The 25,709-nt window shown below is 61.3% G+C and carries 21 protein-coding genes, 1 tRNA gene and 1 riboswitch; of the genes, 9 read left to right on the top strand and 13 right to left on the bottom strand.

Going from position 1 to position 25,709, the window contains the following annotated elements; genetic code table 11:
• Nucleotides 1–90: 90 nt before the first annotated feature.
• The 3 genes from sucD to RM6536_RS05055 all read right to left on the bottom strand — a co-directional run bounded on the left by sucD (nt 91) and on the right by RM6536_RS05055 (nt 5,632).
• Nucleotides 91–1,008, bottom strand: a complete 918-nt coding sequence (gene sucD, locus RM6536_RS05065; protein ID WP_005504562.1) for a succinate--CoA ligase subunit alpha — start codon at nt 1,006–1,008, stop codon at nt 91–93.
• 29 nt (nt 1,009–1,037) lie between these two features.
• Nucleotides 1,038–2,204 (bottom strand): ADP-forming succinate--CoA ligase subunit beta, encoded by a 1,167-nt coding sequence (gene sucC, locus RM6536_RS05060; protein WP_005504561.1) that lies wholly within the window; start codon nt 2,202–2,204, stop codon nt 1,038–1,040.
• Between the two features lie 458 nt (nt 2,205–2,662).
• A complete protein-coding gene (locus RM6536_RS05055) occupies nt 2,663–5,632 on the bottom strand; it encodes a UvrD-helicase domain-containing protein (RefSeq protein ID WP_060824304.1) in 2,970 nt (989 codons plus the stop codon).
• Between the two features lie 143 nt (nt 5,633–5,775).
• Here RM6536_RS05055 and RM6536_RS05050 point away from each other — a divergent pair, with 143 nt between their 5' ends.
• Complete coding sequence (locus RM6536_RS05050) at nt 5,776–6,633, top strand: VOC family protein (protein ID WP_049348934.1); 858 nt, start codon at nt 5,776–5,778, stop codon at nt 6,631–6,633.
• A gap of 110 nt (nt 6,634–6,743) precedes the next feature.
• Here RM6536_RS05050 and RM6536_RS05045 read toward each other — a convergent pair.
• Nucleotides 6,744–6,816: transfer RNA gene (locus tag RM6536_RS05045), tRNA-Arg, on the bottom strand.
• A gap of 119 nt (nt 6,817–6,935) precedes the next feature.
• Between RM6536_RS05045 and RM6536_RS05040 the strand changes: the two genes are divergently transcribed.
• A complete protein-coding gene (locus RM6536_RS05040) occupies nt 6,936–7,964 on the top strand; it encodes a DUF4031 domain-containing protein (protein WP_049340929.1) in 1,029 nt (342 codons plus the stop codon).
• A 167-nt stretch (nt 7,965–8,131) separates the two neighbouring features.
• Here the strand turns inward: RM6536_RS05040 and RM6536_RS05035 are convergent, their stop codons facing one another.
• The 3 genes from RM6536_RS05035 to RM6536_RS05025 form a co-directional block, all read right to left on the bottom strand.
• Nucleotides 8,132–8,812, bottom strand: a complete 681-nt coding sequence (locus RM6536_RS05035) for a C40 family peptidase (RefSeq protein ID WP_060824303.1) — start codon at nt 8,810–8,812, stop codon at nt 8,132–8,134.
• A riboswitch (cyclic di-AMP (ydaO/yuaA leader) is annotated at nt 8,813–8,972 on the bottom strand.
• A gap of 608 nt (nt 8,973–9,580) precedes the next feature.
• Nucleotides 9,581–10,285: a metal-dependent transcriptional regulator gene (locus tag RM6536_RS05030; protein ID WP_060824302.1), complete on the bottom strand. Its 705-nt coding sequence runs from the start codon at nt 10,283–10,285 to the stop codon at nt 9,581–9,583.
• 209 nt (nt 10,286–10,494) lie between these two features.
• Nucleotides 10,495–11,253, bottom strand: coding sequence for a DUF3027 domain-containing protein (locus RM6536_RS05025; RefSeq protein ID WP_060824301.1), 759 nt, complete (start codon nt 11,251–11,253; stop codon nt 10,495–10,497).
• Between the two features lie 141 nt (nt 11,254–11,394).
• Between RM6536_RS05025 and RM6536_RS05020 the strand changes: the two genes are divergently transcribed.
• The 4 genes from RM6536_RS05020 to RM6536_RS05005 all read left to right on the top strand — a co-directional run bounded on the left by RM6536_RS05020 (nt 11,395) and on the right by RM6536_RS05005 (nt 14,630).
• The gene (locus RM6536_RS05020; protein WP_060824300.1) at nt 11,395–11,667 is read left to right on the top strand and encodes a hypothetical protein; all 273 of its coding nucleotides are present in this window, start codon (nt 11,395–11,397) and stop codon (nt 11,665–11,667) included.
• Nucleotides 11,668–11,741: 74 nt separating this feature from the next.
• A complete protein-coding gene (locus tag RM6536_RS05015; protein WP_060824299.1) occupies nt 11,742–12,446 on the top strand; it encodes a response regulator transcription factor in 705 nt (234 codons plus the stop codon).
• Nucleotide 12,447: 1 nt separating this feature from the next.
• On the top strand, nt 12,448–13,947 hold the full coding sequence (locus RM6536_RS05010; protein ID WP_060824298.1) for a sensor histidine kinase: 1,500 nt from the start codon (nt 12,448–12,450) through the stop codon (nt 13,945–13,947).
• A gap of 392 nt (nt 13,948–14,339) precedes the next feature.
• Nucleotides 14,340–14,630, top strand: coding sequence for a WXG100 family type VII secretion target (locus RM6536_RS05005; protein WP_005504526.1), 291 nt, complete (start codon nt 14,340–14,342; stop codon nt 14,628–14,630).
• A 232-nt stretch (nt 14,631–14,862) separates the two neighbouring features.
• On the opposite strand, the gene RM6536_RS05000 is transcribed toward RM6536_RS05005, so the two are convergent.
• Entirely contained in the window at nt 14,863–16,284 is a 1,422-nt protein-coding gene (locus RM6536_RS05000) for an RNase H family protein (RefSeq protein WP_060824297.1), read from the bottom strand.
• Between the two features lie 175 nt (nt 16,285–16,459).
• Between RM6536_RS05000 and RM6536_RS04995 the strand changes: the two genes are divergently transcribed.
• Nucleotides 16,460–17,449: a 4'-phosphopantetheinyl transferase family protein gene (locus RM6536_RS04995; protein ID WP_060824296.1), complete on the top strand. Its 990-nt coding sequence runs from the start codon at nt 16,460–16,462 to the stop codon at nt 17,447–17,449.
• A gap of 133 nt (nt 17,450–17,582) precedes the next feature.
• Here the strand turns inward: RM6536_RS04995 and RM6536_RS04990 are convergent, their stop codons facing one another.
• The 4 genes from RM6536_RS04990 to RM6536_RS04975 form a co-directional block, all read right to left on the bottom strand.
• Nucleotides 17,583–18,686: an isochorismate synthase gene (locus RM6536_RS04990; RefSeq protein ID WP_060824295.1), complete on the bottom strand. Its 1,104-nt coding sequence runs from the start codon at nt 18,684–18,686 to the stop codon at nt 17,583–17,585.
• Nucleotides 18,687–18,749: 63 nt separating this feature from the next.
• The gene (locus RM6536_RS04985; protein WP_060824294.1) at nt 18,750–19,517 is read right to left on the bottom strand and encodes an SDR family oxidoreductase; all 768 of its coding nucleotides are present in this window, start codon (nt 19,515–19,517) and stop codon (nt 18,750–18,752) included.
• Nucleotides 19,514–20,215 (bottom strand): isochorismatase family protein, encoded by a 702-nt coding sequence (locus RM6536_RS04980; RefSeq protein WP_060824293.1) that lies wholly within the window; start codon nt 20,213–20,215, stop codon nt 19,514–19,516. The genes RM6536_RS04985 and RM6536_RS04980 overlap by 4 nt, the downstream gene beginning before the upstream one ends.
• Before the next feature lie 306 nt (nt 20,216–20,521).
• Nucleotides 20,522–21,931 carry an FAD-dependent oxidoreductase gene (locus RM6536_RS04975; protein ID WP_060824292.1) on the bottom strand — a complete coding sequence of 470 codons (1,410 nt, stop codon included), beginning with the start codon at nt 21,929–21,931 and terminating at the stop codon, nt 20,522–20,524.
• A gap of 195 nt (nt 21,932–22,126) precedes the next feature.
• Here RM6536_RS04975 and RM6536_RS04970 point away from each other — a divergent pair, with 195 nt between their 5' ends.
• Both RM6536_RS04970 and RM6536_RS04965 read left to right on the top strand, forming a co-directional pair.
• Nucleotides 22,127–22,654, top strand: coding sequence for a mycothiol transferase (locus RM6536_RS04970; RefSeq protein WP_049353950.1), 528 nt, complete (start codon nt 22,127–22,129; stop codon nt 22,652–22,654).
• A gap of 212 nt (nt 22,655–22,866) precedes the next feature.
• Nucleotides 22,867–24,228 (top strand): MFS transporter, encoded by a 1,362-nt coding sequence (locus RM6536_RS04965; protein WP_246824527.1) that lies wholly within the window; start codon nt 22,867–22,869, stop codon nt 24,226–24,228.
• Between the two features lie 204 nt (nt 24,229–24,432).
• On the opposite strand, the gene rlmC is transcribed toward RM6536_RS04965, so the two are convergent.
• Nucleotides 24,433–25,566 (bottom strand): 23S rRNA (uracil(747)-C(5))-methyltransferase RlmC, encoded by a 1,134-nt coding sequence (gene rlmC / locus RM6536_RS04960; protein ID WP_060824291.1) that lies wholly within the window; start codon nt 25,564–25,566, stop codon nt 24,433–24,435.
• Nucleotides 25,567–25,709: the final 143 nt, after the last annotated feature.

Raw genomic sequence — 25,709 nt, 5'->3', positions numbered from 1 at the left:
ATATCTAAAGACTAATTGAGGATAAAATAGCCCCGGCAAACAAACATCGAATGTTTATCTACCGGGGTCATTTATATAGCTAGGCTATAACTACTTCGCTGCGAAGATTTCGCGCATCAGGTTTGCAGCCTCGGAGGGGGTCTTACCGACCTTCACGCCTGCTGCTTCCAGAGCTTCCTTCTTTGCCTGAGCGGTACCGGAGGAACCGGAGACAATAGCGCCTGCGTGGCCCATGGTCTTACCCTCAGGAGCGGTGAAGCCTGCAATGTAACCAACGACGGGCTTGGTCACGTTTGCCTTGATGTACTCTGCAGCACGCTCCTCAGCGTCACCACCGATCTCACCAATCATGACGATTGCTTCGGTCTCGGGGTCAGCTTCGAAAGCTTCCAGAGCGTCGATGTGGGTGGTGCCGATGATGGGGTCGCCACCAATACCGATAGCGGTGGTGAAACCAATGTCGGACAGTTCGTACATCAGCTGGTAGGTCAGGGTACCGGACTTGGAGACCAGACCGATCTTGCCCTTGCCGGTGATGTTCGCCGGGATAATACCAACCAGGCACTCCTCGGGGGAGATGATGCCGGGGCAGTTGGGGCCGATGATGCGGGTGATCTGCTTGCCGTTCTCGTCCACGGATGCCTTAGCGGCTGCCCAGAACTCTGCGGAGTCCTGAACCGGAACGCCCTCGGTGATGACGACGACGAGACCGATCTTAGCCTCGATAGCCTCGAGAACTGCTGCCTTGGTGAAGGCCGGGGGAACGAAGACGATGGAGACGTTCGCGCCGGTCTTCTCCATAGCCTCAGCTACGGAACCGAACACGTTCAGCTCGATGTCGGAGCCGTCCTTCGCCTTGTGGGTGACGGTGGTGCCAGCCTTGCGAGCGTTCACGCCGCCCACAATGTTGGTGCCTGCTGCGAGCATGCGTGCGGTGTGCTTGGTACCCTCGCCACCGGTGATGCCCTGAACGATGACCTTGGAGTCCTTGTTCACAAAGATAGACATATTACTTCCTTGAAATCCTTTGCTGGCGATTACGCCTTGTGAGCGAGCTCTGCTGCCTTGTCAGCGCCGGAGTCCATGGTCTCAGCCAGAACAACCAGCGGGTGGTTCGCCTCGGAGAGGATGCGGCGACCCTCAGCAACGTTGTTGCCGTCCAGGCGCACAACCAGGGGCTTGGTTGCTGCGTCGCCCAGAATCTCCAGAGCCTTCACAATGCCGTCTGCCACTGCGTCACATGCGGTGATGCCGCCGAAGACGTTCACGAAAACGCTCTTGACCTGCTCGTCGCCCAGAATGATTTCCAGGCCGGCAGCCATAACCTCAGCGGACGCGCCGCCACCAATATCAAGGAAGTTTGCGGGCTTGACGTTGCCGTGGTTCTCACCAGCGTATGCAACGACGTCCAGGGTGGACATAACCAGACCTGCACCGTTACCAACGATGCCGACCTCGCCGTCCAGCTTCACGTAGTTCAGGTCGAACTGCTTTGCCTTAGCTTCCAGCGGGTTCTCAGCGGACTTGTCCACGAGAGCCTCGTGCTCGGGCTGGCGGAATTCTGCGTTGTCGTCCAGGGAGACCTTGCCGTCCAGGGCGAGAATGGTGCCCTCGGGGGTCAGAACGAGGGGGTTAACCTCAACCAGGGTTGCGTCTTCCTTGGTGTAGACTTCGCCCAGCTTGACGAGAACGGGAACAACCTTCTCCTGCAGTTCTGCGGAGAAACCTGCTGCCTTAGCAATTTCCTCAGCCTTAGCCTGGTCCAGGCCGACCAGCGGGTCAACCTCGATCTTTGCCAGTGCCTCGGGGCGCTCAGCAGCGAGCTGCTCAATTTCCATACCGCCTTCTACCGAGCACATTGCCAGGTAGGAGCGGTTTGCGCGGTCCAGCAGGAGGGAGAAGTAGTATTCTTCGGCGATGTCTGCGCCGTCAGCGACCAGCACGCGGTGAACGGTGTGGCCCTTGATGTCCATGCCGAGAATTGCCTTAGCGTGCTCGTAAGCTTCTTCGGGGGACTTTGCGAGCTTAACGCCGCCAGCCTTACCGCGGCCGCCGGTCTTAACCTGAGCCTTAATGACGGTCAGGCCGCCAATTTCCTCAGCTGCTGCCTTTGCTTCTTCAGGGGTGGTCGCAACAATGCCCTTGAGCACGGGTACACCGTGCTTTGCGAAGAGCTCGCGCGCCTGGTATTCGAAAAGGTCCACAGGTGTCCTTCTTCTTCGAAGTGGTGCCGAGTACTGGTGCACTCGGCTTGGTCATTAGAGGAGGTTCCCCTGTGTGTCCGGTACGTGCGATAGGTGTCTCTCGCACCCGGCACACACGCATCATTGACGCGGGGAATTTCTCTCGTCTCTACTCTATCGGATTCGGCGTGAGCTCGCACTCACAGAGCCCCAAATCTGAGATTTTAGCGACTCAGCTCACAAATATTTTGGGTACATTCCACCCAAAGGCTGTGCACCGGGTAACTAACCCGAACTAGCACTCCCCCATCCGCCGCGAAATACCGGCGAACACGCCACCTTGACCACCTGGTGCCGAAGAGCCGCTGCACCCTTCTCAGCAGGCGGACAACACGCCCGGCACAGCACACAAAAGAGGGGCGGGCACCCTCAGGTACCCGCCCCTCCATCGGCGTTGTCAGGTTCGCACGCCTGACGCGTTAGCTCACCTTCTCCAGCGGCGCGTAACGCAGCAGCAGGCGCTTCTCTTCCGAACCGAAACGGACCTTTGCCACGGTCTTATCGCCGCTACCCTCAACGGCGAGCACGCGGCCCTCACCGAACTTGGTGTGGCGCACGGTATCGCCGACCGCCAGAGTCGGGATTTCCTTGCTCTGGTGCACGCGGGAACGGTTCGTCACCTTCGAGGTGGCCGCCGCCAGCCCGTAGCTTGCCGAGCCGTTAATATCCGCGGTGGACGGCTCGGAGCGGCGTGCGGGGCGAGACTCGTAGGGGTCGTATGAGCCGCGCGAGCCACCGGAACTGTACCCGCCCGAGCTGTAACCACCCGAGTAGCCGCCGGAACCATAGCCGGAACGGGAACCACCCGAATAGCCGCCACCGTACGAGTTGCCGTAGGAGCTGCCACCATAGGAACTGCCGCGAGCGCCATACGCACCCATACCGGAGGCGCCAAAGCCCGAGAAACCGGCGGTGCGCTTCCACTCGATGAGCTCCTCCGGGATTTCCTCCAGGAAGGGCGAGGGCGGGTTGAACTGGCTCTTACCCCACATGGTGCGGGTTTCCGAGCGGGTCAGGTACAGGCGCTCCATGGCGCGGGTCAGACCCACGTACGCCAGGCGGCGTTCCTCGCTCATTTCCTTCTCATCGGTCAGGGCACGCTGATGCGGGAACAGGCCGTGCTCCATGCCGGTCAGGAACACCACGGGGAATTCCAGGCCCTTGGCGGTGTGCAGGGTCATGAGGGTGACCATGCCCTGCGCCTTCGCCTCGGCGGCTTCGGCGGCAATCTGTGCGGCGGAGGCGTTCTCACCCTCCGCGCTGGCGGGGCGGTTCGGGATCGAGTCGGCGTCGGCGACCAGAGCCACGTGTTCGAGGAACTGCTCCAGGTCGGCGCCGGGGTTCTCGGTCTCGAACTCGACCATGGCGTCAAGCAGCTCGGAGAGGTTCTCCACGCGCGATTCGTCCTGAATGTCCTTGGAGGCGCGCAGAGTCGCCAGGTACCCGGTCTGCTCCAGGACTGCTTCCAGGCAGGTTGCGGCGGGTTCGGTGCGGGCAATCTGCGCCAGGTCGTCCATGAGGCGCACGAACTCGGCGTACTTCTTGACCGCGGCGGCCCCCAGGCCGGGGATGTCGGCTACCTGGCGTGCAGCGGCGTAGAAGGAGATGCGGTTCGCACTCGCGTACTCCGCCACCACGGACTCAGATTTGGCACCGATACCGCGCTTGGGTTCGTTGAGGATGCGGCGCACGTTCACGTCGTCATCGGGGTTGCTCAGGGCGCGCAGGTACGCCAGCGCGTCCTTGATTTCCTTACGCTCGTAGAAGCGGGTACCACCGACCACGCGGTAGGGCAGGCCGGCACGCATGAGCATGTCCTCGAGGGTTCGGGACTGCGCGTTGGTGCGGTAGAAGATTGCGACGTCACCGGGCTGCACGCCGTGCTCATCGGCAAGGCGGTCAATTTCGCGGGTGATGTAGCGCGCCTCGGCGTGTTCGGATTCGGCGACGTAACCGATGATTTTCGCACCCGCGCCGGAGGCGGTCCACAGCTTCTTGGGGCGACGGTCGGGGTTGCGTTCAATGACCGCGTTCGCCGCGGAGAGGATGTTCTGCGTGGAACGGTAGTTCTGTTCCAGCAGGATCGTGTGGGCGTTCGGGTAGTCCTTCTCGAAGTCCGTAATATTGCGGATATCCGCGCCACGGAAGGCGTAGATGGACTGGTCGGAGTCACCCACCACAGTCAGCTCGGCAGGGGGCACGGCGTCCGGGTAGGGGCCGCGGTCAGCCGGTGCCTTCGTGTGGGCGCCGACCAGTTCACGCACCAGCTGGTACTGGGCGTGGTTGGTGTCCTGGTACTCGTCCACGAGGATGTGGCGGAACTTGCGGCGGTAGTAGTTCGCGATTTCGGGGAACTTCTCGAGCAAGAAGACGGTGCGGCCAATCAGGTCGTCAAAGTCGAGGGAGTTGGCGGCGCGCAGACGCTGCGTGTAGACGGTGTAAATCTGCGAGATGGTCTTCTCGTACGGGTTATCGCTCGCCACGCGGGATGCGTACGCTTCGGCGCTGACCAGCTCGTTCTTCAGCGCGGAGATACGGTTGCCCACGGCTTTGGCGGTGAACTTCTTGGTGTCCAGGTTGAGCTCTTTAATGATGAGGCTCAGCAGGCGCTGCGAGTCGGTCGAATCGTAGATGGTGAAGGTGGACTTCAAACCCAGGGCGGCGGCCTCACGGCGCAGCACGCGCACGCAGAAGCTGTGGAAAGTAGAAATCCACATGTGCTTGGCGCGCGGGCCAACCAGTGCCTCAATACGTTCACGCATTTCGGCGGCAGCCTTGTTGGTGAAGGTGATGGCGAGAATCTGGCCGGGGGTCGCGCGGTGGGTTGCGAGCAGGTAGGCGATGCGGTGGGTGAGCACGCGGGTCTTGCCGGAGCCGGCGCCCGCGACAATGAGCAAGGGCGAGCCGGAGTGCAGCACGGCTTCTTCCTGGCGTTCGTTGAGCCCTGCGGTGAGTGAGGTAGGGTCCACGGCGTTGAGGCTGTGGGCGCGTTCGCCGTAGGGGTCGGCGGGGTCGAAGTCATCGCCGTAGCCACCGACGCGGTAGGCGGGCGGCATGAAGTCGCCGAGCGGGTCTGCGGCGGTGAAGGCTGCGGGTGCGCCGGGTTCAGGAACGGGCGCGCTGGTAGCAGGGGTACCGTAGGCGGGCATGCCGGTGGGCAGGGCGGCGGGTACGTCCTGTGCGGGTTCCTCCATCACCGGAGCATTCATCACTGCGGCGTCCATGGGAGGGGCGTAGTAGTCGTCCTCGGCAGGGGGCACGTCGTAGTAGGGGTCGAAGGGCGGCTCGTCATCCGCTACCGGTGCTGCGGGGGTGACGAGTTCGGCGGCGAACAGGCCGTCCTGTTCGGTGAAGGGCTGCTTCTGCTGTTCGGGCTTGTCGCTCATCATCTACCTCGCTGCCTAGAATACACGTTCGATATTCCATGCTACCGCATTTGCTCCGCGGCTCCCACCCGCTCGGTCATCCGCCGCACGTCCTATATCGGCAACGGCACACCGGTGGCGCAGAATAGTCATGCTAGGATGACCGCATGACCCAGACCTTACCTCCGAGCCTCTCAATAGCCCTATGGTGCAATGGCTCAGCCGACGAAGCCGCACAATTCTATACCAGGGTTTTTCGCGATGCTTCCATCATGGAACAGGTGCCCGGACTCACGACTCTAAGCATCCATGGCTTCCAGCTCTCGCTCATTAACGGTGATGACCGGTACGTCCCGAACCAGTCCATCAGTTGCATCCTAAACTTTGACCCGCTCCTCTTCGGTGGTGAGGCGCAAGCGCGAGCATACCTCGATGAACTCTACGAAGAGCTAAGTACCGGCGGTGTGCTGATGGAACTGGGTGAGTATCCTTTCTCCCCACGCTACGCCTGGGTGCGTGATCGTTTCGGCATGACCTGGCAGCTGATGCTTACCAATCCTGCAGGCGACCCGCGACCCTTCGTCGTGCCTTCTTTCATGTTTGGCGGCACGAATCACGGCAATGCAGAGGAAGCCACCAACGGCTGGATTTCCATGTTTGATGATGCCCGCCGCGGCACCCTGTACCACTATCCGGAAGGTAGCCCCTTTGAGGCAGATGCGGTCATGTTTACCGACTTCAACCTGCATGGCACCTGGATGGCGGCTACTGATTCCGGTACTTTCCACGATTTCACATTCACGCCGGGGGTTTCGGTAGTTCTTTCGTGCCGTACTCAGGAGGAGATTGATTACTATTGGGAGCAGCTCTCGGCTATACCTGAGGCGGAGCGTTGCGGCTGGTGTGTAGATCGCTGGGGTATTTCTTGGCAGGTTGTCCCGCACAATATTGCTGAGCTGATGGCGGATAAGGCCGCTCGCGAGAAGATCCTGCTGATGGGCAAGATTGACCTGTCTCAGCTATAACAACGTGTTTTCTTGAGTGCTCGTTACGTGCCGAAACAGAGAAACCGCCCGCGCCTGCCAATGCAAGCGACGGGCGGTTTTCTCGTACCGGCGTGACTACCGATTCTGTGTGCCCCCGAGACGATTCGAACGTCCGACACCTTCTTTAGGAGAGAAGTGCTCTATCCCCTGAGCTACGAGGGCGTACCTATCCAGTATAAGGCACCCCGCACCGCGAGTCCGCACAGCCTGTGTTCACCGCCCTGTGTTCACCGCCTGAGGACACCCGCACCCGGCGGCAGAACCGCTCCTACAATGTACGAATGAGCATCTACATTGACCCGCCCATCTGGCCCGCGCACGGCACCGTCTTCTCACACCTCATCTCCGATGTGTCACTGGCGGAACTGCACGAGTTCGCCGCCGCGGCGGGCATCAGTGAGCGTGCCTTCGACCGCGACCACTACGACGTGCCGGCGCACCTCTACGACGAGCTGGTGCGGGCGGGCGCGAAGGAACTCAGCGGTGCACAGCTGACTCGCACGCTCATTGCCAGCGGTCTGCGGATTCCCCTGAAGGAACGCCCCGAGAAGATTCGCCCGCGCCTGCTTCGCGCCTGGGAAGCGGCATTTGCGCCCCGCCTTAATACACCCCGTCTCAAGCATGTGGAGGCTCCTGCCATGAGCCAAGCTCAACTCACGGCGCAGGTAGCGGAACTGGGTGAGAGCCTGCTACAGGCGTGGGAGCAGCCGCACCGCACCTACCACCACAGCGGGCACCTTTCGCAGATGCTCACCGATCTGGACCGCCTCTACGCACACCGCACGCAGGGTTCTACTCCCCTGGCGTTGGTTCTGGCGGCGTGGTTCCACGACGCGGTGTACGAGGGCGCGCCGGGTGAGGATGAGCGCCGTAGCGAGCAGCTGGCGAGCATCTCCCTGGAGCCGCTGGTTACCGCGGGTCTGCTCAGTGGTGACGAGCTGCAGATGGTGGGCCTTCTGGTGCGTGCCACGGCAACCCACGAGCTGCCCGAGTCTGCCGATCTACCGGCAGGCTATGAGCCGGCGGATATTCAGTTTTTCCTCGATGCCGATATGGCTATCCTGGCGGCTGATTCGGCACGCTACCGCCGCTACCTGCGCGGGGTGCGTAGCGAGTACTCCCATTTTGACGATGAGGCGTTCCGTACCGGTCGTACGACCTTCCTGCGTTCAATCCTGGGTCGCGAGCGCATCTTCCTCTCCGAGGAGGGTCTACAGCTTTGGGAGGAGTCCGCGCAGGCTAATCTGCAGGCAGAGCTCAGCGAGTGGGAGCAGAACCCGCAGGGACTTCTGCAGGCTCTCGCGCCCTAGCCGCATACACCTAAAACACGTACCGCCGAGAATGCACCCGTACTAAGGTGCGTTCTCGGCGGTATTTTCGTGGAATCTCTCGGGTACGCAAAAGGCGCCCACCCCGTGCGGGGTAAGCGCCTTTTGAGAAGTATGTTGGGCTAGACCCAGCTCTTATGCGCTAAGGCTTAGAGAGCGGTGTAGTAGCCGTCAACGGACATCCAGGAGGTGGGGTGCACCAGGGTACCGTTGGTGGGGTTCAGAGCGGAGATCATCTTGCCGTCGCCCAGGTAGATACCAACGTGGCTGTAGCCGTTCTGGAAGACGATGTCGCCGGGCTGGGGGTTAGAGGTCGGGCGCAGCTCGTTCTTCATTGCGTAGGTGAAAGCGGTCAGCTTGATGCCGTGCTGAGCGAAAACCCAAGAGGTGAAGCCGGAGCAGTCCCATGCACCGAAGGTCTTGCCGCCCCAAACGTATGCGCCACCCAGACCGCTCATTGCGGTTGCAACGATTGCGTCGCGGGATGCGTTACCGGTGGAAGCGGAGGAAGCAGCGGGAGCCGGAGCTGCAGCGGGTGCAACGTAAGCCTGCTGTGCCTCAGCCTGGGGTGCTACGTAGGAGGTCTCAGCTGCAGGAGCCGGAGCTGCTGCGGGAGCAACGTAGGTCTGCTGTGCCTGAGCCTGGGGTGCAACGTAGGTGGTTGCGGGGGTGTTGTAGCTGGTGTAGTCGAACTCGTAGTTGGTGTAGTCGTAGGACAGATCAGCTGCAGCGGGGATCTGTGCGAATGCGTTCGCGGGAACGGTCGAGCCGAGCAGGATTGCGCCTGCTGCGAGGGTTGCACCTGCGGTACGTACGATCTTCTTAGCCATTGGTAATTCCTCCATTGCCTGACGAGGTGAGCTGTCGGGCTCGAGCATGGATTCGCTCGGCCACCGAAGTGACTTAGCCCCGAGGCTTCTCGATTGAGAAGCCGTATCCCAGCTTGGGGATTGGGTCCCCCGCTTCTGCCAGATTGGGTAGACGTTCATCGAAGCGTTGGCAGAACTCAGCGGAACCGCTTCGACGGTGCCCTCTTACGATTAGGATTTGGGCACAGAAATGAGAATACACAGAAAACTCCCAGTTGTCACTTCATTCGGGCTTAAATTTTGGACTTTCACCCCCGGCGGAACGGAACGAGTTTGGTCAACCAGAACCCCGTTTATTTGCGAGAGCTTAAGCAACTTAAGGCGTTTGACTAGGCATTTCACAAGGATGCACATTCGCTTTTAATGCGCCAGCACCCCTTAAGGACAGGGTTCAAAACTCTTAAAAATGAGCCTCGTCTCTTAAGTGTCCATTCTCAGAAATCGTTCAAGTACCGGCATTTCCCTCAGTTTCAACCTCAGATTTAAGCGAAAAACGCGAAAAATGCACTCAAGCGCAGTTGCTAAAACCCTGAGAGAGGAGTATATGCGCCCGCACACATGACCAAACTCTGAAATATCCCGTCCACTAGGCGTATCAGCTTCCCAAAGCCTACCCGCAAGGCTGTGCAACCCCAACAAGTGCACAAAACGGTGGCACCGCCTCCATAAAGGGAAGCGATACCACCGTTTAGAGTGTGAACTGGGTTAGCAGACTCTCAAAACTGGAGCTTAGAGGCTGCCGCCGCGCTTTACCACGATTGCGTTTGCTACGTCCATATCCAGGGAGAGGGTGTCCTCTTCGCCATCGGCGTGAACAATCACGTCATCGTTCTGGCCAGCAACCACGGACACCGAAGCGCCGTAGACAATACCAGCGTCAGCCAGCAGCTTCAGCAGCTCAACATCAGTCTGAATGGACTCGGGGAAGCGAGAAATGGTGAAACGATCCTCGGGGCCAGAGTCGCGTGCAGCCAGGGACATGGGCACGGTGCGCTCGTCGTTCGTCTCGCTCACGTGGCCCAGGTCCTCCAGGCCGGGGATAGCGTTACCGTACGGGGAGAACTTGGGGTCCTTGAGCATCTCCAGGATGCGCTTCTCCACCTTGTCACTCATGACGTGCTCCCAGCGGCATGCCTCTTCATGCACGTACTCAAGCTCCAAGCCAATAATGTCGGAGAGCAGGCGCTCAGCCAGGCGGTGCTTACGCATGACCTCAACCGCCTTGTGGCGGCCTTCCTCAGTCAGTTCGAGGTGGCGGTCCGGCTCAACGGTGAGCAGACCGTGCTTCTCCATGCGTGCCACGGTCTGGGAAACGGTCGGGCCGGAGTGCTCGAGTCGTTCAGCGATGCGCGCACGCATGGGGACGATGCCCTCTTCCTCCAGTTCGAGGATGGTGCGCAAATACATCTCTGTGGTATCGATGAGGTCTGTCATATATCTCTCCCAGCTATCACCGCAACAGTGCTTAGATAGCACTGCCTAAGTCGTTACTTAATTCAATAATCTATTATGTACTTTTTCAGCGGCTTTTGCCACGGCTTAAGTCATTGAGTCGCCCAATGAAAACTCATTGGACGACTCAAGACACCTTATATATACGCTTTTGCTAACCCACCCCTTATTAAGAGGAGTAGACGGTAGGCTTACTCTGCGGACTCAGCCTCGGCAGTTTCCTCTGCGGCAGAAGCGTTCTGCGCGGTTTCCTTCTCCGCCGAGTTGTTCTCTACGGGCTCACCAGCAGATTCCTCAGCAGGTGCATCAGACTCTGCGTTCTCCTGCGCAGCGTTCTCCTCCAGGTCTTCCGGGCGAACACGGTCAGCCCACGGCACCCAATCCGGCGCGATCAGTGCGTCGTCACCGGGCAGCAGGCCAACCTCGCAAATGGTTGCCACGCGGGAGCGAGGCGCACGCGAGAGGGTCGCGAACCAGAACCAGCCGCGGTAACCGGGCAGGGTGCACTCGAAAAGGTGCGTGCTCAGACGCTCTTCCTCGGCGCGCACGTGGTGCACCAGGCCGATAGCGTGTGCCGGGGCGATCTCCTGAACGCCCTGCAACGCCACATCTTTTGCGGCGGCAAGAATCTCATCCACCTTGGAGGTGCGGCGCAGCTTGTGCGGAACACCCAGGGAGGGGGTACCCACCTCTTCATCCAGCGGGGTGAAGGGGTCGGGGGTGGAGTCTTCGTTCTGTTCAGCTTCTTCGGAGGTAGATTCCTCGGCGGGCGCATCAGCCGCCTCAGTCTCTTCAGCATTCACGGAATCGTTCACGGAGGGCTGAGTCTCAGCAGGTACAGCGCTACCCTCGTCAGCGCTCTCAGGCGCGGCAGAAGGCACAACGGACTCTGCGGGCGCGTCAGTAGCGGGCGTAGTTTCGGGGAGCAGTTCAATAACCTGTTCAGACATACCCCTATTAAAGCATCTCGCGTGCGCAAACAGTGCGGCCGCTCCCCCAAGCTTCACATACGCTGTGAATTTGGGTCTCAAACCGCTGAATCTGGGGCTTCGCCCACGAACAGCTGTGTGTGAGCTGATACCGTTAAATCCATGAGTAATGAACCCGCACAGGATAAGCGCAACACTGCAGAGCAGACCCCTGCACCCCTGCCCTACGCCGGAGCCATCCGCTGGCTCGGTGCAGGCGGCGCGATTCTCGCCCTGCTTTGTCTGCTCACCGGAGTTGCCATGCTCGTGATGAAGTGGGTTGGGGCAACGCCGCCCGCCCTCATGAGCCAGATTCCGCTGGTCCTCCTACCCGTCGCCTTTATTGCACTCATGGCCGCACTCATCCTGTCGGTCATGCGCCGCAACAAGGCATAAAGATTTGAGCCGCAAGCTCACACACATCATTCACTTATCAAATACAGCCTGCCATTCAGAGAGAAAGATAGAGTATGTCTGCTGAAGCAAAACTCCTAGTCGTCGATGACGAGTTCAACATTCTTGAATTGCTCGCCACCTCCCTGCGTTTTGCCGGTTTTGAAGTAGTTACCGCCGGCAACGGCCGCGAAGCCCTCGAAAAGGCACACGCCGAAAATCCCGACCTCATTGTCCTGGACGTCATGATGCCCGGCATGGACGGCTTCGAGGTGACCCGCCGCCTGCGCGAAAACGGCACCACCACCCCCGTGCTCTTCCTGACCGCAAAGGACGCCACCGAAGATAAGGTCACCGGCCTGGGTGCCGGCGGTGACGACTATGTCACCAAGCCCTTCTCCCTCGACGAGGTGATCGCCCGCATCCGCGCCATTCTGCGCCGTAGCCGCAGCGTCCAGGACGAGGACGACGCCGTACTGCGCGTTGACGCCCTCACCCTGAACGTGGACACCCACGAAGTGTTCCTCGGTGACGAAGAGATTGACCTCTCCCCCACCGAGTTCAACCTGCTGCACTACCTGATGCTCAACGCCAACCGCGTGCTGTCCAAGGCGCAGATTCTCGACCACGTGTGGGAGTACGATTTCAACGGCGACTCCTCCATCGTTGAGTCCTACATTTCGTACCTGCGCCGCAAGATCGACAACAACCGTGAAAACCACGAGCCGCTCATCCATACCAAGCGCGGTGTGGGCTACATGATTCGCGGTTCTCGAGGCTAACGTGGCGCTCAAACCCCTCGACCGGATCCCCCAGTCTCTTTCCCTTCGCACCCAGCTGGTGCTCATCACCTCCATGCTCATCGCCCTCTCCATTGCGGTGACGAGCCTGGTGGCGATTTCCGCTCTGCGCGCCCAGATGGTGCACCAGCTGGACGAAGAGATGAAGAACAGCGCCCCATCACTCGTGCAGCTGGCGACCGTGCGCCCCTCCGGCAATCAGGAACAATCCCTGAGCACCTACCGCCTGTACCTGCTCGACAAGGACGGCAACGTACTGTACTCGCTCAAGTCCGAGGACAGCGAACAGTTCAGCGAGCCGGCACTGCAAGGCTGGACCGAAGAGAAGGTTCGCAAGCAAAACGAAGAGGCGGTCACCGTCAATTCGGTGGGCAGCTCCTCCGATTGGCGCGTGCTCGCCGTACCCATTGAATCGAAAGATTCTTCTGGGCTGACGGAGGCGGCATCCATGGTTATTGCCATGCCGCTGAAACAAACGAACCAGGTGGTCGCCCTCGTAGGTGTGCTGACCTTCGCGTTTGGTTTGGCGACCCTCGCCTCCGCGATTGCAATGACCTGGGTGATTGTGACCCGCACCTTCGAGCCGCTGGCTCGCGTGGAGCAGACCGCCGCCAAGATCGCTGCCGGTGACCTCTCTCAGCGTATTGAGGACTACAACCCCAGCAACGAGATCGGTAACCTTGCGGTTTCGCTGAACACGATGCTCACCCAGATTGAAATGCTCTTCAAAGCCCGCGAGAAGAGCGAGGCGAAAATGCGCCGCTTCGTGGGTGACGCTTCGCATGAGCTGCGCACCCCTCTGGTCAGTATTCGAGGCTACTCGGAGCTGTACCGTCAGGGCGCGCTACCGACCGATGAGGCCGTCGCTACCGCGATGAGCCGCATCGAATCGGAGTCCAAGCGTATGGGTCAGCTCGTGGAAGACCTGCTGACCCTGGCGCGTATTGATGAGCGCCGTGAATCCAAGCTGGCACCCTTCGACCTGTTCAACCTGGCGGTGGACGCAAGTAACGACGCCTACGCTACGGCACCCGACCGTGCGGTGTCCCTGGTGGGTCTGAACGAAGAGGTGGCACCTACCTCCGCAACCGTGCTCGGCGACGAATCGCGCCTGCGTCAGGTCGTGGCAAACCTGCTGACCAACGCCATGCGCTACACCCCCGACGGCTCTCCCCTGGAGATTGCGGTGGGCGTACGCGAAGAGGTTCACGGCTTCCCGCTGTCCGTGTTGGAGGTGCGCGACCACGGCCCCGGTATTCACGGCGAGGACCGCGAGCGCGTCTTCGAGCGTTTCTACCGTACCGATGCTTCACGTTCGCGTGAGACTGGTGGTACGGGTCTGGGTCTGTCCATTGTGGCTGCGATTATCGAGCAGCACGAGGGCAGGATTCACATTGAAGAGACCGATGGTGGCGGCGCTACCTTCGTGATTTCTTTGCCGTTCTATCCGCCGCCCGTCTCGGATGATCAGCTAATGAAGTAGCACTGATGCATAAACCCCCGGATTGTGGAACTTGAGTGTTCTACAGTTCGGGGATTTTGCTGTGCGCCGGAGGCGGGACTATGGCTCGCGGCGGTACAAGTGAGGAGAGTGCGAGTAGCGGCACGGCTAAAGAACGCGGGAGCAACCTAGCGCGCGTCATGGCGGCGTCATTTTCGGGAGGGCTTTCGATTTTTTCGAGATGTGGAGTGAATCTGGCGGGTTTATCCACAGATTTATTTAATAATCACTTTTTAGCTCATTTGATGCATTTTGAAAGATATAGTGATAACAAGCTTCCGGTCAGGAACTCAACCCTTCCAGAGATCCACACCCCAAGCGCCACCACGGGGCAACCGCCCCACCTATCTCACATATCTCAAAGGAGAAAAACCATGGCACAGTTCAATGTCGATTCCGAAGTCATCGCAGCCAAGAGCGCACAGGCACGATCCTACGTCGCATCCATCACCGCAGACGTCAACGGTATGACCGCATCCCTGCACGATTTGCAGAGCTCCTGGACCGGCTCCGCATCCGCCAACTTCCAGGGCGTACTGGACCAGTGGCACGCAACCCAGCGCCAGGTCGAAGCATCCATCACCCAGATCAACGAGGCACTCACCCGCGCAGGCGTGAACTACGCAGACACCGAGCAGGCTAACGCCTCCATGTTCGTCGGCTAAGGGGTCAGGGCGGCAAGCCCAAAACCCCACCCGCAGCCAGGCAGCAGGCCGGGTGGTTTAAAGGTCCCGGACGCACGGCACACCGCCCGCCAGATTTGCCAGAAGGCGGCGAACATCTATTGAGAAAACCCCGCCGCATCCTCGAGAATGAGGATGCGGCGGGGTTTTATTGCACGGAAATCTTTGCGCCCAAGAGCCCATTCCTTAGGAGCTGAGCTTTAGGAGCTGAGCTTTAGGAAGCAGGGGTCTCCTGGCGGAAACGCAGACGCCACAGGCCGCGCTCAGCATCGTAATGCCAAATGCTCGAACGGCTCACGCGACCACGCGCGGTCGCAACCGCCGCCATAACCAGCACGCTGGAAGAATCCAGCACCTGCATACCCTGCTTGAGTGGGGCACCCTGCTGGGTGAAGGCGCGTTCGCGGTACTGCAGCACCGAGGAGCGGGACACCGACTTACCGGTGGCGGTCACCCACACCAGACGCTCGTGCAGCATGGACTCCAGCTGCGGTGCCTCCATGACGGAGCCGCGGCTTTCGAGTAGCTGTTCTGCGGCGGCGGCTTCCTCGGGGTTCAGAGCGGGTGCCGCGGGTGCCGCAGGGGCAGAAGCGGGTGCGTCCTTCACGGGTGCCTCAACCTGAGCGGGCTCTACGGTCTGTGCGGGCGCCGCGGCGGGCTCTACCGCCTGCTCTTCTGCGTGCGCTTCCGTCTCGCCCAGCAGTTCCGCCGGGTCAACATCGTTCGGGTCCAGACCTGCGAACTCTTCCAGACCGGTCAGGTCATCCTCTTCTTCCGCCTGCGCGGCACTCGATGCCTGCTGAGCGGTCTCCTCCTGCTGGCGTGCCAGTGCCTTTGCGTCACGCTCAGCGGCACGCTCTGCCGCGAGCGCCAGCTGTTCCTTGCGGGTGCGGACCGCCTCCGGGTCGGGGGCGTTCACCGCGGAGGCGGGGCGCAACAGACCGGACAGGCGCAGGCTCTCCACGCCGCGCTGGGCGTTCTCGATCTCGGCTGCGGTGAATTCCTGCATGGGCAGGTGGGCGTCCGCGGAAGACTCGGAGGGCGCCGAATCAGAGAGCGCAACGTCAGAGAGGGCAGGTTCTGCAACCGGAGCGTTCACAATCGGCACTTCAACAGCCGGAGCCTCCACAGGCTCAGCCGCAGTAGTGGGTTCAGCAGCCGCACCGAAGCCGGGGCCGTGCGCGGGTTCGCGGCCCTCCTGGTAGGCGCGCGCGGCACCATTCGCCAAGGAATCTGCCTTCTCGTTGAGCTCGTGACCCGCGTGGCCCTTCACCCAAATAAACTCGTAGTCGCGGCCGGTCAGCGCCTGATCCAGCGCCTCCAGAAGGTCGCGGTTGAGCACGGGCTTACCGTCGGATTTCTTCCAGCCCTTCTTCTTCCAGCCGGGCATCCACTTGGTCAGCGAGTTAATGACGTACTGACTATCGCAGTACACGCGCAGCTTCGCCTCCGGGCGGGATGCGGTCGCCTCGAACAGGTCCAGAACAGCCTTGAGCTCACCCATATTGTTGGTGCCGTGCGCCCAGCCGCCGCTCGCCCAGTGGTCGTCGTCGATATACCATGCCCAGCCCGCCGGTCCGGGGTTGCCCAGCGCCGAGCCGTCTGCGGCGGCAATGATCTCTTGCGTGCTGTTCACGGTACCTTCTTTCTGTGCCGCCGCTCTATCGTGCGGGCGGCTGTCCGTAAAGATGTCTGTGATGACTTTACCGCACCGGCGGCGAGGGTGCGTAGCGCACGGTCGCCACTGTGGATAACCTCAAGTAGCCTCGGACGCGCTCATTGCCGTAATGCCGGGCGGGTACACTAAACCTATGAGCTATTCTGCCCCCGAAACACCCAGCGCACAGCGCCCGGAGCACCCTACCGCCCGTCCGAGCGAGCGCGTGCAGATTTTCGCTCTTCCCACCCGCACGATGTACGGTTCTCTGCGTTTTAGCTGGTTGAGCTACCTGGGTCTTGCCGAGCAGCAGCATGCGGCGCAGTTGCCGACCTCCACGGCGGCGGTCAGCTACCTGAGCACTCAGGCACTCATGCGTGCCATGGCGGCGGCTCGTCTGGATGTGCCGTCGAGCGCCGCTTCTGAGATTGAGGTGGATCGTTCCTGCACCCTGTGCACCAGCGGCAAGAAGCACGGTAAGCCGCGTATTGCGGGCGTGAATTTCAATATGTCGCAGGTGAATCCGCTGGTCGTGGGTGCGTTTAGTCGTAATTCCTCGGCGGTGCTCGGCGTGGATGTTGAGACCCTGGATGCGCGTCTGTTCTCCGGTTTTGCGCGTCTGGCACTCTCCAATGAAGAACGCTCGTTATATGAACGAGTGGCGCAGGAGCGCCCCGCGCCCGTACTGCACCTGTTCTCTGTGGCGCTGTGGACCGCTAAGGAGGCGGTGCTCAAGGCGACCGGCCACGGCCTGAGCGTGGTGCCCTCCCTGGTTCGGGTGCAGCTCACCGATGATCTGTTGGATGCGCTCAAACTTGCCATGAACGAGGAGGTCCCGGGGGACCTTCTGGGCAGTAACACTCCCGAGCCGACCGCCCTGCGCGTACTGACTCAGGACAGCTTGACCGCCCAAGCGACCTTTAGCGCGCCCACACCTCAGGGCGGCGGCGAGGCTATCGAGCGGAGCTTTAGCTTGCAGTGGGTACCCGTGGCGCTCCCCGACGCGGAGAACCCCGAGCACGCGCAGAAGATGCTCATCACCCTGGCAGTGGAGAACCCTGCCGAGGGTGAGCCCGTGCAGGTTGAGGCTCAGCTTCTGCCGGTGGCTACTCCCCTGGAGCTCAAGCGCCTGCTCACCGATTAGCCGCGCTCAATCCCCTAACAACTCATACAACGACGGAACGCGCCCGCCATGCCAGCGAGCACGTCCCGTCGTTTTATTCAGTCGTTGTATTCTGCAGTTTCGTTCTGCCTTGTCAAGGCGTTCGAGGCAGAACCTAAGGAGTATCTTCGCCCAGGGTCTCCACGCCCAGAGCGCGGCCAAAGCTACCGAGCTTCGTGCCGGTTTCCGTGTGCTCCAGCTCCGGGTCGGACTCAGCCACAATACCCGCACCCGCGTACAGCACCGCCTCGTCCGGGCTGACCTGGGCGCAACGCAGCACCAGCGCCCACTCGCCGTTACCCTCGGCGTCCATGTAGCCGACCAGGCCGCCAAAGTAGCGGCGCTCGAAAGACTCCAGCTGGCGAATCAGCTCCATCGCCTTCTCAGTGGGGGCACCGCAAATCGCGGGAGTCGGGTGGATCGCGCGGGCACCGTCCAAGCAGGTCAGCCCCTCCTTCAGTACGCCGTCGATGGGGGTCGCCAGGTGCCAAAGCTGCGGGGTCTGCAGCAGCGAGGGCACCTGCGGTACGTTCAGCTCCTCGGCAATGGGTGCCAGGCGCTCGGCAATGTCGTTGATGACGTAGGCGTGCTCGTGGCGGTCCTTCGGCGAGGCGAACAGGCGGTCACGAATCGCCTCGTCCTCGGCGCTACCGGGCTCGGCAATGCGCGGGGCGCTACCGGCAAGCGGGTGGGTCTTGAAGGCGCGGCCCTCGGTGCGGAACACCAGCTCCGGGGAGGCACCCATCAGGTAGCTTCCGTTCATGCCGCGCTCGCCGTCGGGCAGGCGCACCGCAAAGTTGAATGCGGAACGCTGCTGGGCGCGCAGGTTGTTGTACAGCGCCTCCAGGTCCAGTGCGCCGGGGGCGTAGCGGGCGGTGAGCACGCGCGAGAGCACAATTTTGCTCAGCTCGCCCGCCTTCATACGCTCCACGGCGGTCGCCACGGCGGCACGGAACCGGTCGTTCTGGCGGCCGGTCACCGACACCGGTTCGGCCAGCTTCACTGTGTGCTCGGGGACCGGCACCTGCTGCTCCTCCAGGCGTTCGGGCACGAAGAGGTAAGCGGGCATATCAGGGTCAAAAGGAATCAGACCCACGACGGCGCTACCGGTGCGTTTTGCCTCGTCCAGGGCATTATCGAAGGTGACAGGGGTCATCGCACCGGATGCGCGCAGAACGCGGGTGCCGGTGGAAAAGATAAAGTCAGGAAGGTTCGTCATCGTACTTCTATCAGTGGTGTGTGGGTTCGCGCCGGGCATCTAAACGCCGGACGCGGGGTGCCGTTAGAGGGTCGCGCCGCCGTCGGCGACAATCTCCTGCATGGTGATGTGGCGTGCCGCCTCAGAAATGAGGAAAGCGTTGACCGCCGCAATATCCGCCGGGTCGGCAATACGGCGCAGCGGAATGCCCAGACGGAACGTTTGCGGGTTACCGGCAACCGGCAGGGCGGAGCGGTCCTCACCCTCCCAGGCGTCAGTAACCATGGGGGTTCGGGTGGTGCCGGGGCAGACCGAGTTCACGCGAATACCGTGCGCGGCAAGCTGCAGACCGAAACTGGAACTCACGCGCGCCGCCGACGCCTTCGATGCACCGTAGGCACCAAACTCCGCGCGGGGCACACGCGCCGCGTTGGAGGCGACCGTCACCAGGGAGCGGCTGTTAGTCGGGTCGGTTTCCTGCTGGTCAATCATGATGCGCGCGAATTCGCGCAGGCACAGGAACACGCCGTCGGAGTTGACCGCGTGCAGACGCTTCCATGTGGCGAAACTGGTTTCCAGTAGCGGCTGGCTGTGGGCGATGCCCGCGGCGAGCACCGCGCCGGTGATGGGTTCGTCGAGTGCCGCTACATCGTTGGCGAGGGCGATGACGGACTCTTCACTCGTAACGTCTACAGCGCGGTAGCGGAAGATTGCGTCTCCGTAGGTACCGAAGGAGGCAATGGGCTGCTCTGCAAGGTCAGCCGCAAACACCGAATAACCGTTCTTAATGAGCTGGTGGACGGTTGCCTCACCAATACCGCCGTTCGCGCCGGTCACAATGACCCAGCTCATGCGCGCGCCTCCTCAGCAGTCTCAGCCTTCTCAGCACCTTCTGCAGCATGCAGGTCGGCGAGTGCATCGGCGGTGTTCAGCACGCGGGCGCAACGACCCGAAGCGTACTCGCACGCTATGCGGTGCTCCTCCTCCGAGAAGTCGGCGAGCGCATCCGCAACCATAAACGGCTGAATGTCACGCATGAACGCCTCCAGGGCGGTGGTCAGGCAGCCAATGTGCGCGTACACGCCGCCGATAATGAGCTGGTCGCGACCGGACTCCTTGAGCAGGTCCTCGAAGGGGCTGCGTACGAACGCGGAGTAGCGCCACTTGGTCAGCACGGTGTCGCGGTCGGTGGGTGCCAGTTCGTCAAGCACGCGGGCGGACTCGTCGTTCTGCAGGCCGTCGCCCCAGAAGTCGATGAGCAGGCGGCGGTCTTCGGGGTTCTGGCGCGGCGGCTGCGCGGTGTAGTAGACCGGGATTCCGGCGGCGTGGGCGGCGTCAATGAGGCGGCGCAGGTTCCGAATGGCGATGTTAATCTGGGCGTCCGGGTTGTCGTTACCCTCACCCAGGTTGGCCCCTTCGAAAGCTTGGACGAAGTGTACCTGCATGTCGTGCACGAGCAGTACAGCGCGGGAGGGGTCCACGGGCCAGCTCACTCGGTTGCTGTGTTCACGGTCGACGTAGGTGTAGGGCTTAATTTTGGGCAGTGCCATGATTCTCCCGGTTCGTGCCTTTGGTTTTCGGTTGTATGCGCGGCGCAGGCGGTGCGCTGTGGTGGGTGTAGCAGCGAGTGGGTGTCTCCTCCGAGCCCTCTCGCGCTGACCACCCAATCAGTGAGCTTGCGCTTATCTCATAACCATCTTAGGGCATGCTTAGCAACAAGGTATATCTGAACTTTAACAAAAATGCTTCCCCACCCGCACCCCCGTTGACAGCACAACGGGCGGAACGGGCAGGGAAGCACTCGGACAAGCAGAAACGCTATACGAACCGCGAATTCAGCCGCGATTCTAGTTCAACTAGTTCACGGGCGCCGCGACGGCAAGAACCTCATTCAGGCCCTCAGTGATTGAGGGGTGAGTGTAAATCTCATCGCGCAGCTGCGAAGCAGTAATGCCGTGGCGCATCGCCAGAGCCACCAGGTTAATAACCTCCATGGACTCGATTACCAGCAGCTGGGCGCCCAGAATCTGGTCGGTCTGCGCGTCAATCACGAACTTCATGATGCCGCGCGGGTTCTCCTGGGTCTTCGCACGCGGCATCGCGGCAACCGCGGCAACAGGCTTCGAAGCGACCTTCACCTTGTGGCCAGCCTCGATTGCCTCACGCTCAGTCAGACCCACCGAAGACAGCGGCGGGTTCATGTAAATGGTCGAAGCCACTGCCTTGCGGTCCTTGGTGGAGCGGGAACCGTCACCGACCAGCTGGGAAAGCACCACGCGGTAGTCATCCATGGAGATGTAGGTGAACTGCGGGCCGCCGTTCACGTCACCGAGTGCGAAAATGTTCGGCACGGTGCTACGCAGGTGCTCATCCACGACAATTGCGCCGCGGTCGTTGGTTTCGATGCTGGTATTCTCCAGACCCAGACCCTCGGTGGCGGGCTTGCGGCCGGTCGCAACCATCACGTAGTCCACCTCCAGCTCCCGGGTAGCGCCCTCGGAGTCGAGGTAGGTCACGGTCACCGAGTCAGCGCCGTCCTTGAAGGACTGCACGCGCACGCCGGTATGAGCGGCAATATCCTGATCTGCGATAATCTCGCGGGCAACCTGGGCAACGTCCTCGTCGTAGCGGCCGAAGAGGGCGGGTGCACCATCCAGAATGGTCACCTCGGTACCGTAGGAGGAGAAAATACCGGCAAACTCAACACCGATGGGGCCGCCACCGATAATGCCCAGACGCTTGGGGCGCGGGGTGAGCTTCTGCAGCTCGGTGGAGGTGAGCACACGCTCAGATTCGCGGATACCCTCAATCGGCGGGATAACCGACACGGCACCGGTATTGACAATGAAGTAGTCGGCGGTAACGCGCAGGGTGTCCTCGCCCGCGGTGACCTCAACCTCGGTGTCGGAGATGAAACGTGCGTGACCGTCAATGAGCTTAGCGGTCTCGTTGGACAGCAGGATCTCGCGGTTCTTGGCGCGCATCATGCCGGTCAGCTTGTCACGGAAAACCACGGCGGATTCGTAGGCGGCGTTTGCCTCTTCTAGGGTGCGCTCGCCGCTGGCGCGGAACTCGTCGGCGCGGTGAACCAGCGCCTTGGTGGGCACGCAACCGATGTTGATGCAGGTGCCGCCGTACATGCCGGTGGACTGTTCGATGAGGGCAACGTTCTTGCCGGTCTTGGCGTATGCACCGGCGAGGGTCTTGCCGCCCTTGCCGAAGCCGATGACGACCATGTCAAAGTGCAACTGAGCGGGGGTGGTCATAATATTCTCCTGTGAAATTTAGATGATGATGTCTTCACAGAGTTCAACGGGAAGAAATAAGTATTATTCCCGCGCGCCACATTTTTTCTTCCAAACCGACTCTTTCAAGGCGACTCTTTCAAGGCAGCGAACACGCGGGCGTAGACTGAAACTACCCGGCTCCCTGCGAGGAGCCAGCATCTTCAGGAGGATTCCATGAAAACCCACGACATTCTGCGTGACGCCGCCAGCCGCCCCGGCATCGAAGCCGCCGTAGCCGTCAAGGGGCTATCAGCTGAGGCGCTCAACGCCCACCCGGGCGGGCACCCGAACTCTATTGCGTGGCTACTCTGGCACGCCGGACGGCAGATGGACATGCAGCTTTCCGCCCTGAACGGTCAGCCGCAGGTCTGGGAGGCTCAGGGCTTCAGGGAACGTTTCAACCTGGGCGAGCTTGGCGACACCATAGGTTACGGCCACACCCCCGAGCAGGCACGCTCCATCGTGGTTGCAGATTCTGCCCTGCTGGTGGAGTACCTTGTGGCAACCGGCGAGGCGCTCGCGGCCTACGCGCAGACGCTGAGCGAGGCTGATTTGAGCGAGGTTATTGACCGTTCGTGGACTCCGGCGGTGACTCGCGGTGTGCGCCTGGTCAGCCTGATTGACGACGCAGCCCAGCACGTAGGCCAGGCGGCGTACGCGGCGGGTATTCTCGCGGCACAGGATTTCGCGGCGCAGGGATAGAATTTCACGCCCGCTAGAGGGGAACGAAAAAGCGGTGGCGCCTCGGACACAACCAGCCCGAGACGCCACCGCCCGGTTGCGGGCAACCCCGATAACACCGCGAGCAGATAATATTTCGGCGAGAAGATAACGGACTGTTATCTGCTCGCGCATCTTGTGTCTTGTTTCGCCTCGGTTACAGCGTTCTTACCCGTGATAGAATCCACAGTATTATGAGACGCACCACAGACCCTTCGCCTGAGCACCCTGAATCACCTGCGTCGCGCATTCCAACAAACACACCAGACGCGACCGCAAAACCCACATCAGCAACGCCGCTGAACGCACGCGGGCAGCTCACGCTCCTGACCGCGCAGGTTTCTGATGCTCTTGCGTCCAGTATCCAAGCTATCGCCATGCCCCTGCTGACCTACGGCGCCACCGGCGACCTCGCCCACTCCGCTATCGTCATGGTCGTCGAGGCAGTCCCCGTCATCCTCTTCGCACCATTCGCAGGCGCTATCGCCGACAAATTCAACCGCAAAACCCTCACCGTCAGCTTCAGGCTCGCCAGCGCCGCCCTACTCATCGCATCCCCAGCCCTCTACGCCGCCGCAGGACTACCCGCCTTCCTCACCATCGCATTCCTCGTCTCAACCTTCGGCACCTTCTCATCCCCCGCAGCCTCCGCCGCCATGCCCTCCCTGCTCGGCGACGACTACCAAAAATACATGGCACGCCGCGGCAGCCTCATCTTCCTCGCCCAAACCCTCGGCCCCACCATCGCAGCCGCCGTCGCATCCTTCACCACCCCAGCCCTCGCCGTCGGATTCGCAGGCACCCTCAACCTGCTCGCTGCCCTCACCGTCGCCACCATACGCAACTACGACCTCACCCACGCCGAACGCACCGCCACCGTGCAGGAACACCACACCGGCAGACTCCTGCGCGAAGGCGCCGCCTACACCGCACACAACCCCATCGTGCGCGGTATGCTCACCTTCTGGTTCCTCTCCATCGCCGCCGTACCCATCACCACCCTGCCCATGCTCGAATACCTCACCCGCGGCCTCGGGCACGACTACACCGCCTTCGGAATCGCAACTTCCGTCTACGCCGCCGGATGCGTGATCAGCTCCTGGCTTTCAGCCAAACTCGGCGTCGGTACAGGCGCCGGGCGGGTGCGTATGACCAAACGCGGGTGGATGTGCATCTCCGGACTCGGCTACGGCGCCGTTTGTCTGAGTATGGGACTACACCCGGCGCTGTGGGCGGTACTCGTGCTCTGGTTCATCTGGGGCATGTTCTACGGACCCGAAGAAGTGCTCGGGCAAGTCCTCTTCGCAGACGCTATCGACGAACACATGCGCGGGCGCGTCTACAGCTTCATGGGTGTGGTTTTCTCCCTAGCGGGTATGGTCGGGTACCTCATCACCGGATGGGCGGTACCAGCGTTCGGCGCGATCAACACCATTGTTACCGGAGGGGCACTCTTCATCATCGCCACCGTATTCACGTTCATTCTCGGCCCGACTGCGCGAGCGATACGGGCGCAGGAATCGCGGAATGAGGCAAAGAGCCGTGCGGGTGCATGACTGTGCTCTGTATATCGCCTCGGGGCATCATCGCCTCACCTCCGCCACGTTGCGGGCAACCCTGATAACACCGCGAGCAGGTGATTTTTGGCCGAGCATGCAGGAAAAATACTACCTGCTCGGCCAAAAATCACCTGCTCGCGCCCTAGTGTTATGTATCTGCTCGCGGACTTGGGATAGGAATGAGCGCTTGACCCGAGAAACCTACCCGCGCTTCAGCAACGTCATAACCTCATAGTGGTCTGTATGCGGGAACATGTCCAGCACGCGGCCCTGCACCGGCGCATACGAAGGCATACGCCCCAGATCCTTCGCCAAAGTCACCGCATTACAGCTCGAATACACCACACGGTCAATACCCGAACCCTCAATCCACGCGCACAAGCTCTCACCAATACCGCGGCGCGGCGGGTTCACCACCAGCATCTGCGGCACCGCGCCCGAAGACACCGCGAACTCCGGCGCATCCTGAGCCGAAAAGTCCACGCCCTCCAGACCGTACTCAGCGACCGTGCGCTGTGCCGAAGCAACCGCCTCCGCACTAATCTCAATGCCCGTCACCGAGCCGCCATCCATCACCGAAGCGGCATGCAGGGCAAAACCACCCACGCCACAGTACAGATCCCACAGCGAGCGCGGAGCCACCTCACGCACCCACTCACGACCCTGCGCGTACATCGCCTCAGCGACCTTCGTGTTCGTCTGGAAGAAGCTCTGCGGACGCAAATGCAGGGTCAGGTCATTCACCTGCATCGGCAGGGTCTGACGCTCCGAGAGAATAATCTCCTCATCACCCTCAACGCGCGCCACCGGCTCACGCAGCAGGTTCACCGACAGCACTGCCAGGTTCGGCAGCCGCTCCTGTAGCCAGCCCATCTGGCGGCGAATCGGCACCAGAAGCTTCTTCGAACGCAGCACGAAACGCACCATCAGCTCACCCGCCGCCGAAGCAGTCACCAGAATATTCTTCAGCTCACCGCGACGGTTCGGAATGTCATAAGGGGTCAGGTCTGCACGCTGAATCAGCTCACGCAGCACCGGTATAGCCGCCTGAATCGGCTCCATATAGAGCGGGCATTCGCCAAGATCAGTGGAGGCACCCGTGCGGTAATCCACGATGCCGAGGGTCGGGTTCTTCGCCGAACCGCCCACCACGAGCTTCGCCTTGTTGCGGAAGCCCGCCTCCGCACTGGTCACCGGGTCCAGCCACTGTAGCTGCGGGTAGTTAGCGAGCAGGGCGCGGGCATGCTCCTGCTTCGCCTGCACCTGCGCGGTGTAGGCGGTCTCAATGCTGGGGCAGGAGGAGCAGAGGTCATCACGAAAATAGGCGCATTCCATAAGGAGCCATTCTACCGCCTCCACCGCCGGGACAGGACGCACGGGCACACAAAAGCGGGGGCGGCCACCCTTCATGGGTAGCCGCCCCCGCCTCATACGGATGCGGTGTGATTATGCCGGGTTAGTTTCCAGCGGCATCTCAC

Origin of the sequence: Rothia mucilaginosa, assembly GCF_001548235.1 — a bacterium.
In the GTDB taxonomy this organism is placed as follows: Bacteria; Actinomycetota; Actinomycetes; order Actinomycetales; family Micrococcaceae; genus Rothia; species Rothia mucilaginosa_B.
This window is presented reverse-complemented; position numbering and strand designations above follow the sequence as displayed.

Coding starts and splice junctions, on each gene's coding strand:
- sucD (WP_005504562.1), bottom strand. CDS start 1,008: ATGTCTATCTTTGTGAACAAGGACTCCAAGGTCATCGTTCAGGGCATC.
- RM6536_RS05055 (WP_060824304.1), bottom strand. CDS start 5,632: ATGATGAGCGACAAGCCCGAACAGCAGAAGCAGCCCTTCACCGAACAG.
- RM6536_RS05050 (WP_049348934.1), top strand. CDS start 5,776: ATGACCCAGACCTTACCTCCGAGCCTCTCAATAGCCCTATGGTGCAAT.
- RM6536_RS05040 (WP_049340929.1), top strand. CDS start 6,936: ATGAGCATCTACATTGACCCGCCCATCTGGCCCGCGCACGGCACCGTC.
- RM6536_RS05035 (WP_060824303.1), bottom strand. CDS start 8,812: ATGGCTAAGAAGATCGTACGTACCGCAGGTGCAACCCTCGCAGCAGGC.
- RM6536_RS05030 (WP_060824302.1), bottom strand. CDS start 10,285: ATGACAGACCTCATCGATACCACAGAGATGTATTTGCGCACCATCCTC.
- RM6536_RS05025 (WP_060824301.1), bottom strand. CDS start 11,253: ATGTCTGAACAGGTTATTGAACTGCTCCCCGAAACTACGCCCGCTACT.
- RM6536_RS05020 (WP_060824300.1), top strand. CDS start 11,395: ATGAGTAATGAACCCGCACAGGATAAGCGCAACACTGCAGAGCAGACC.
- RM6536_RS05015 (WP_060824299.1), top strand. CDS start 11,742: ATGTCTGCTGAAGCAAAACTCCTAGTCGTCGATGACGAGTTCAACATT.
- RM6536_RS05005 (WP_005504526.1), top strand. CDS start 14,340: ATGGCACAGTTCAATGTCGATTCCGAAGTCATCGCAGCCAAGAGCGCA.
- RM6536_RS04995 (WP_060824296.1), top strand. CDS start 16,460: ATGAGCTATTCTGCCCCCGAAACACCCAGCGCACAGCGCCCGGAGCAC.
- RM6536_RS04990 (WP_060824295.1), bottom strand. CDS start 18,686: ATGACGAACCTTCCTGACTTTATCTTTTCCACCGGCACCCGCGTTCTG.
- RM6536_RS04985 (WP_060824294.1), bottom strand. CDS start 19,517: ATGAGCTGGGTCATTGTGACCGGCGCGAACGGCGGTATTGGTGAGGCA.
- RM6536_RS04980 (WP_060824293.1), bottom strand. CDS start 20,215: ATGGCACTGCCCAAAATTAAGCCCTACACCTACGTCGACCGTGAACAC.
- RM6536_RS04975 (WP_060824292.1), bottom strand. CDS start 21,931: ATGACCACCCCCGCTCAGTTGCACTTTGACATGGTCGTCATCGGCTTC.
- RM6536_RS04970 (WP_049353950.1), top strand. CDS start 22,127: ATGAAAACCCACGACATTCTGCGTGACGCCGCCAGCCGCCCCGGCATC.
- RM6536_RS04965 (WP_246824527.1), top strand. CDS start 22,867: ATGAGACGCACCACAGACCCTTCGCCTGAGCACCCTGAATCACCTGCG.
- rlmC (WP_060824291.1), bottom strand. CDS start 25,566: ATGGAATGCGCCTATTTTCGTGATGACCTCTGCTCCTCCTGCCCCAGC.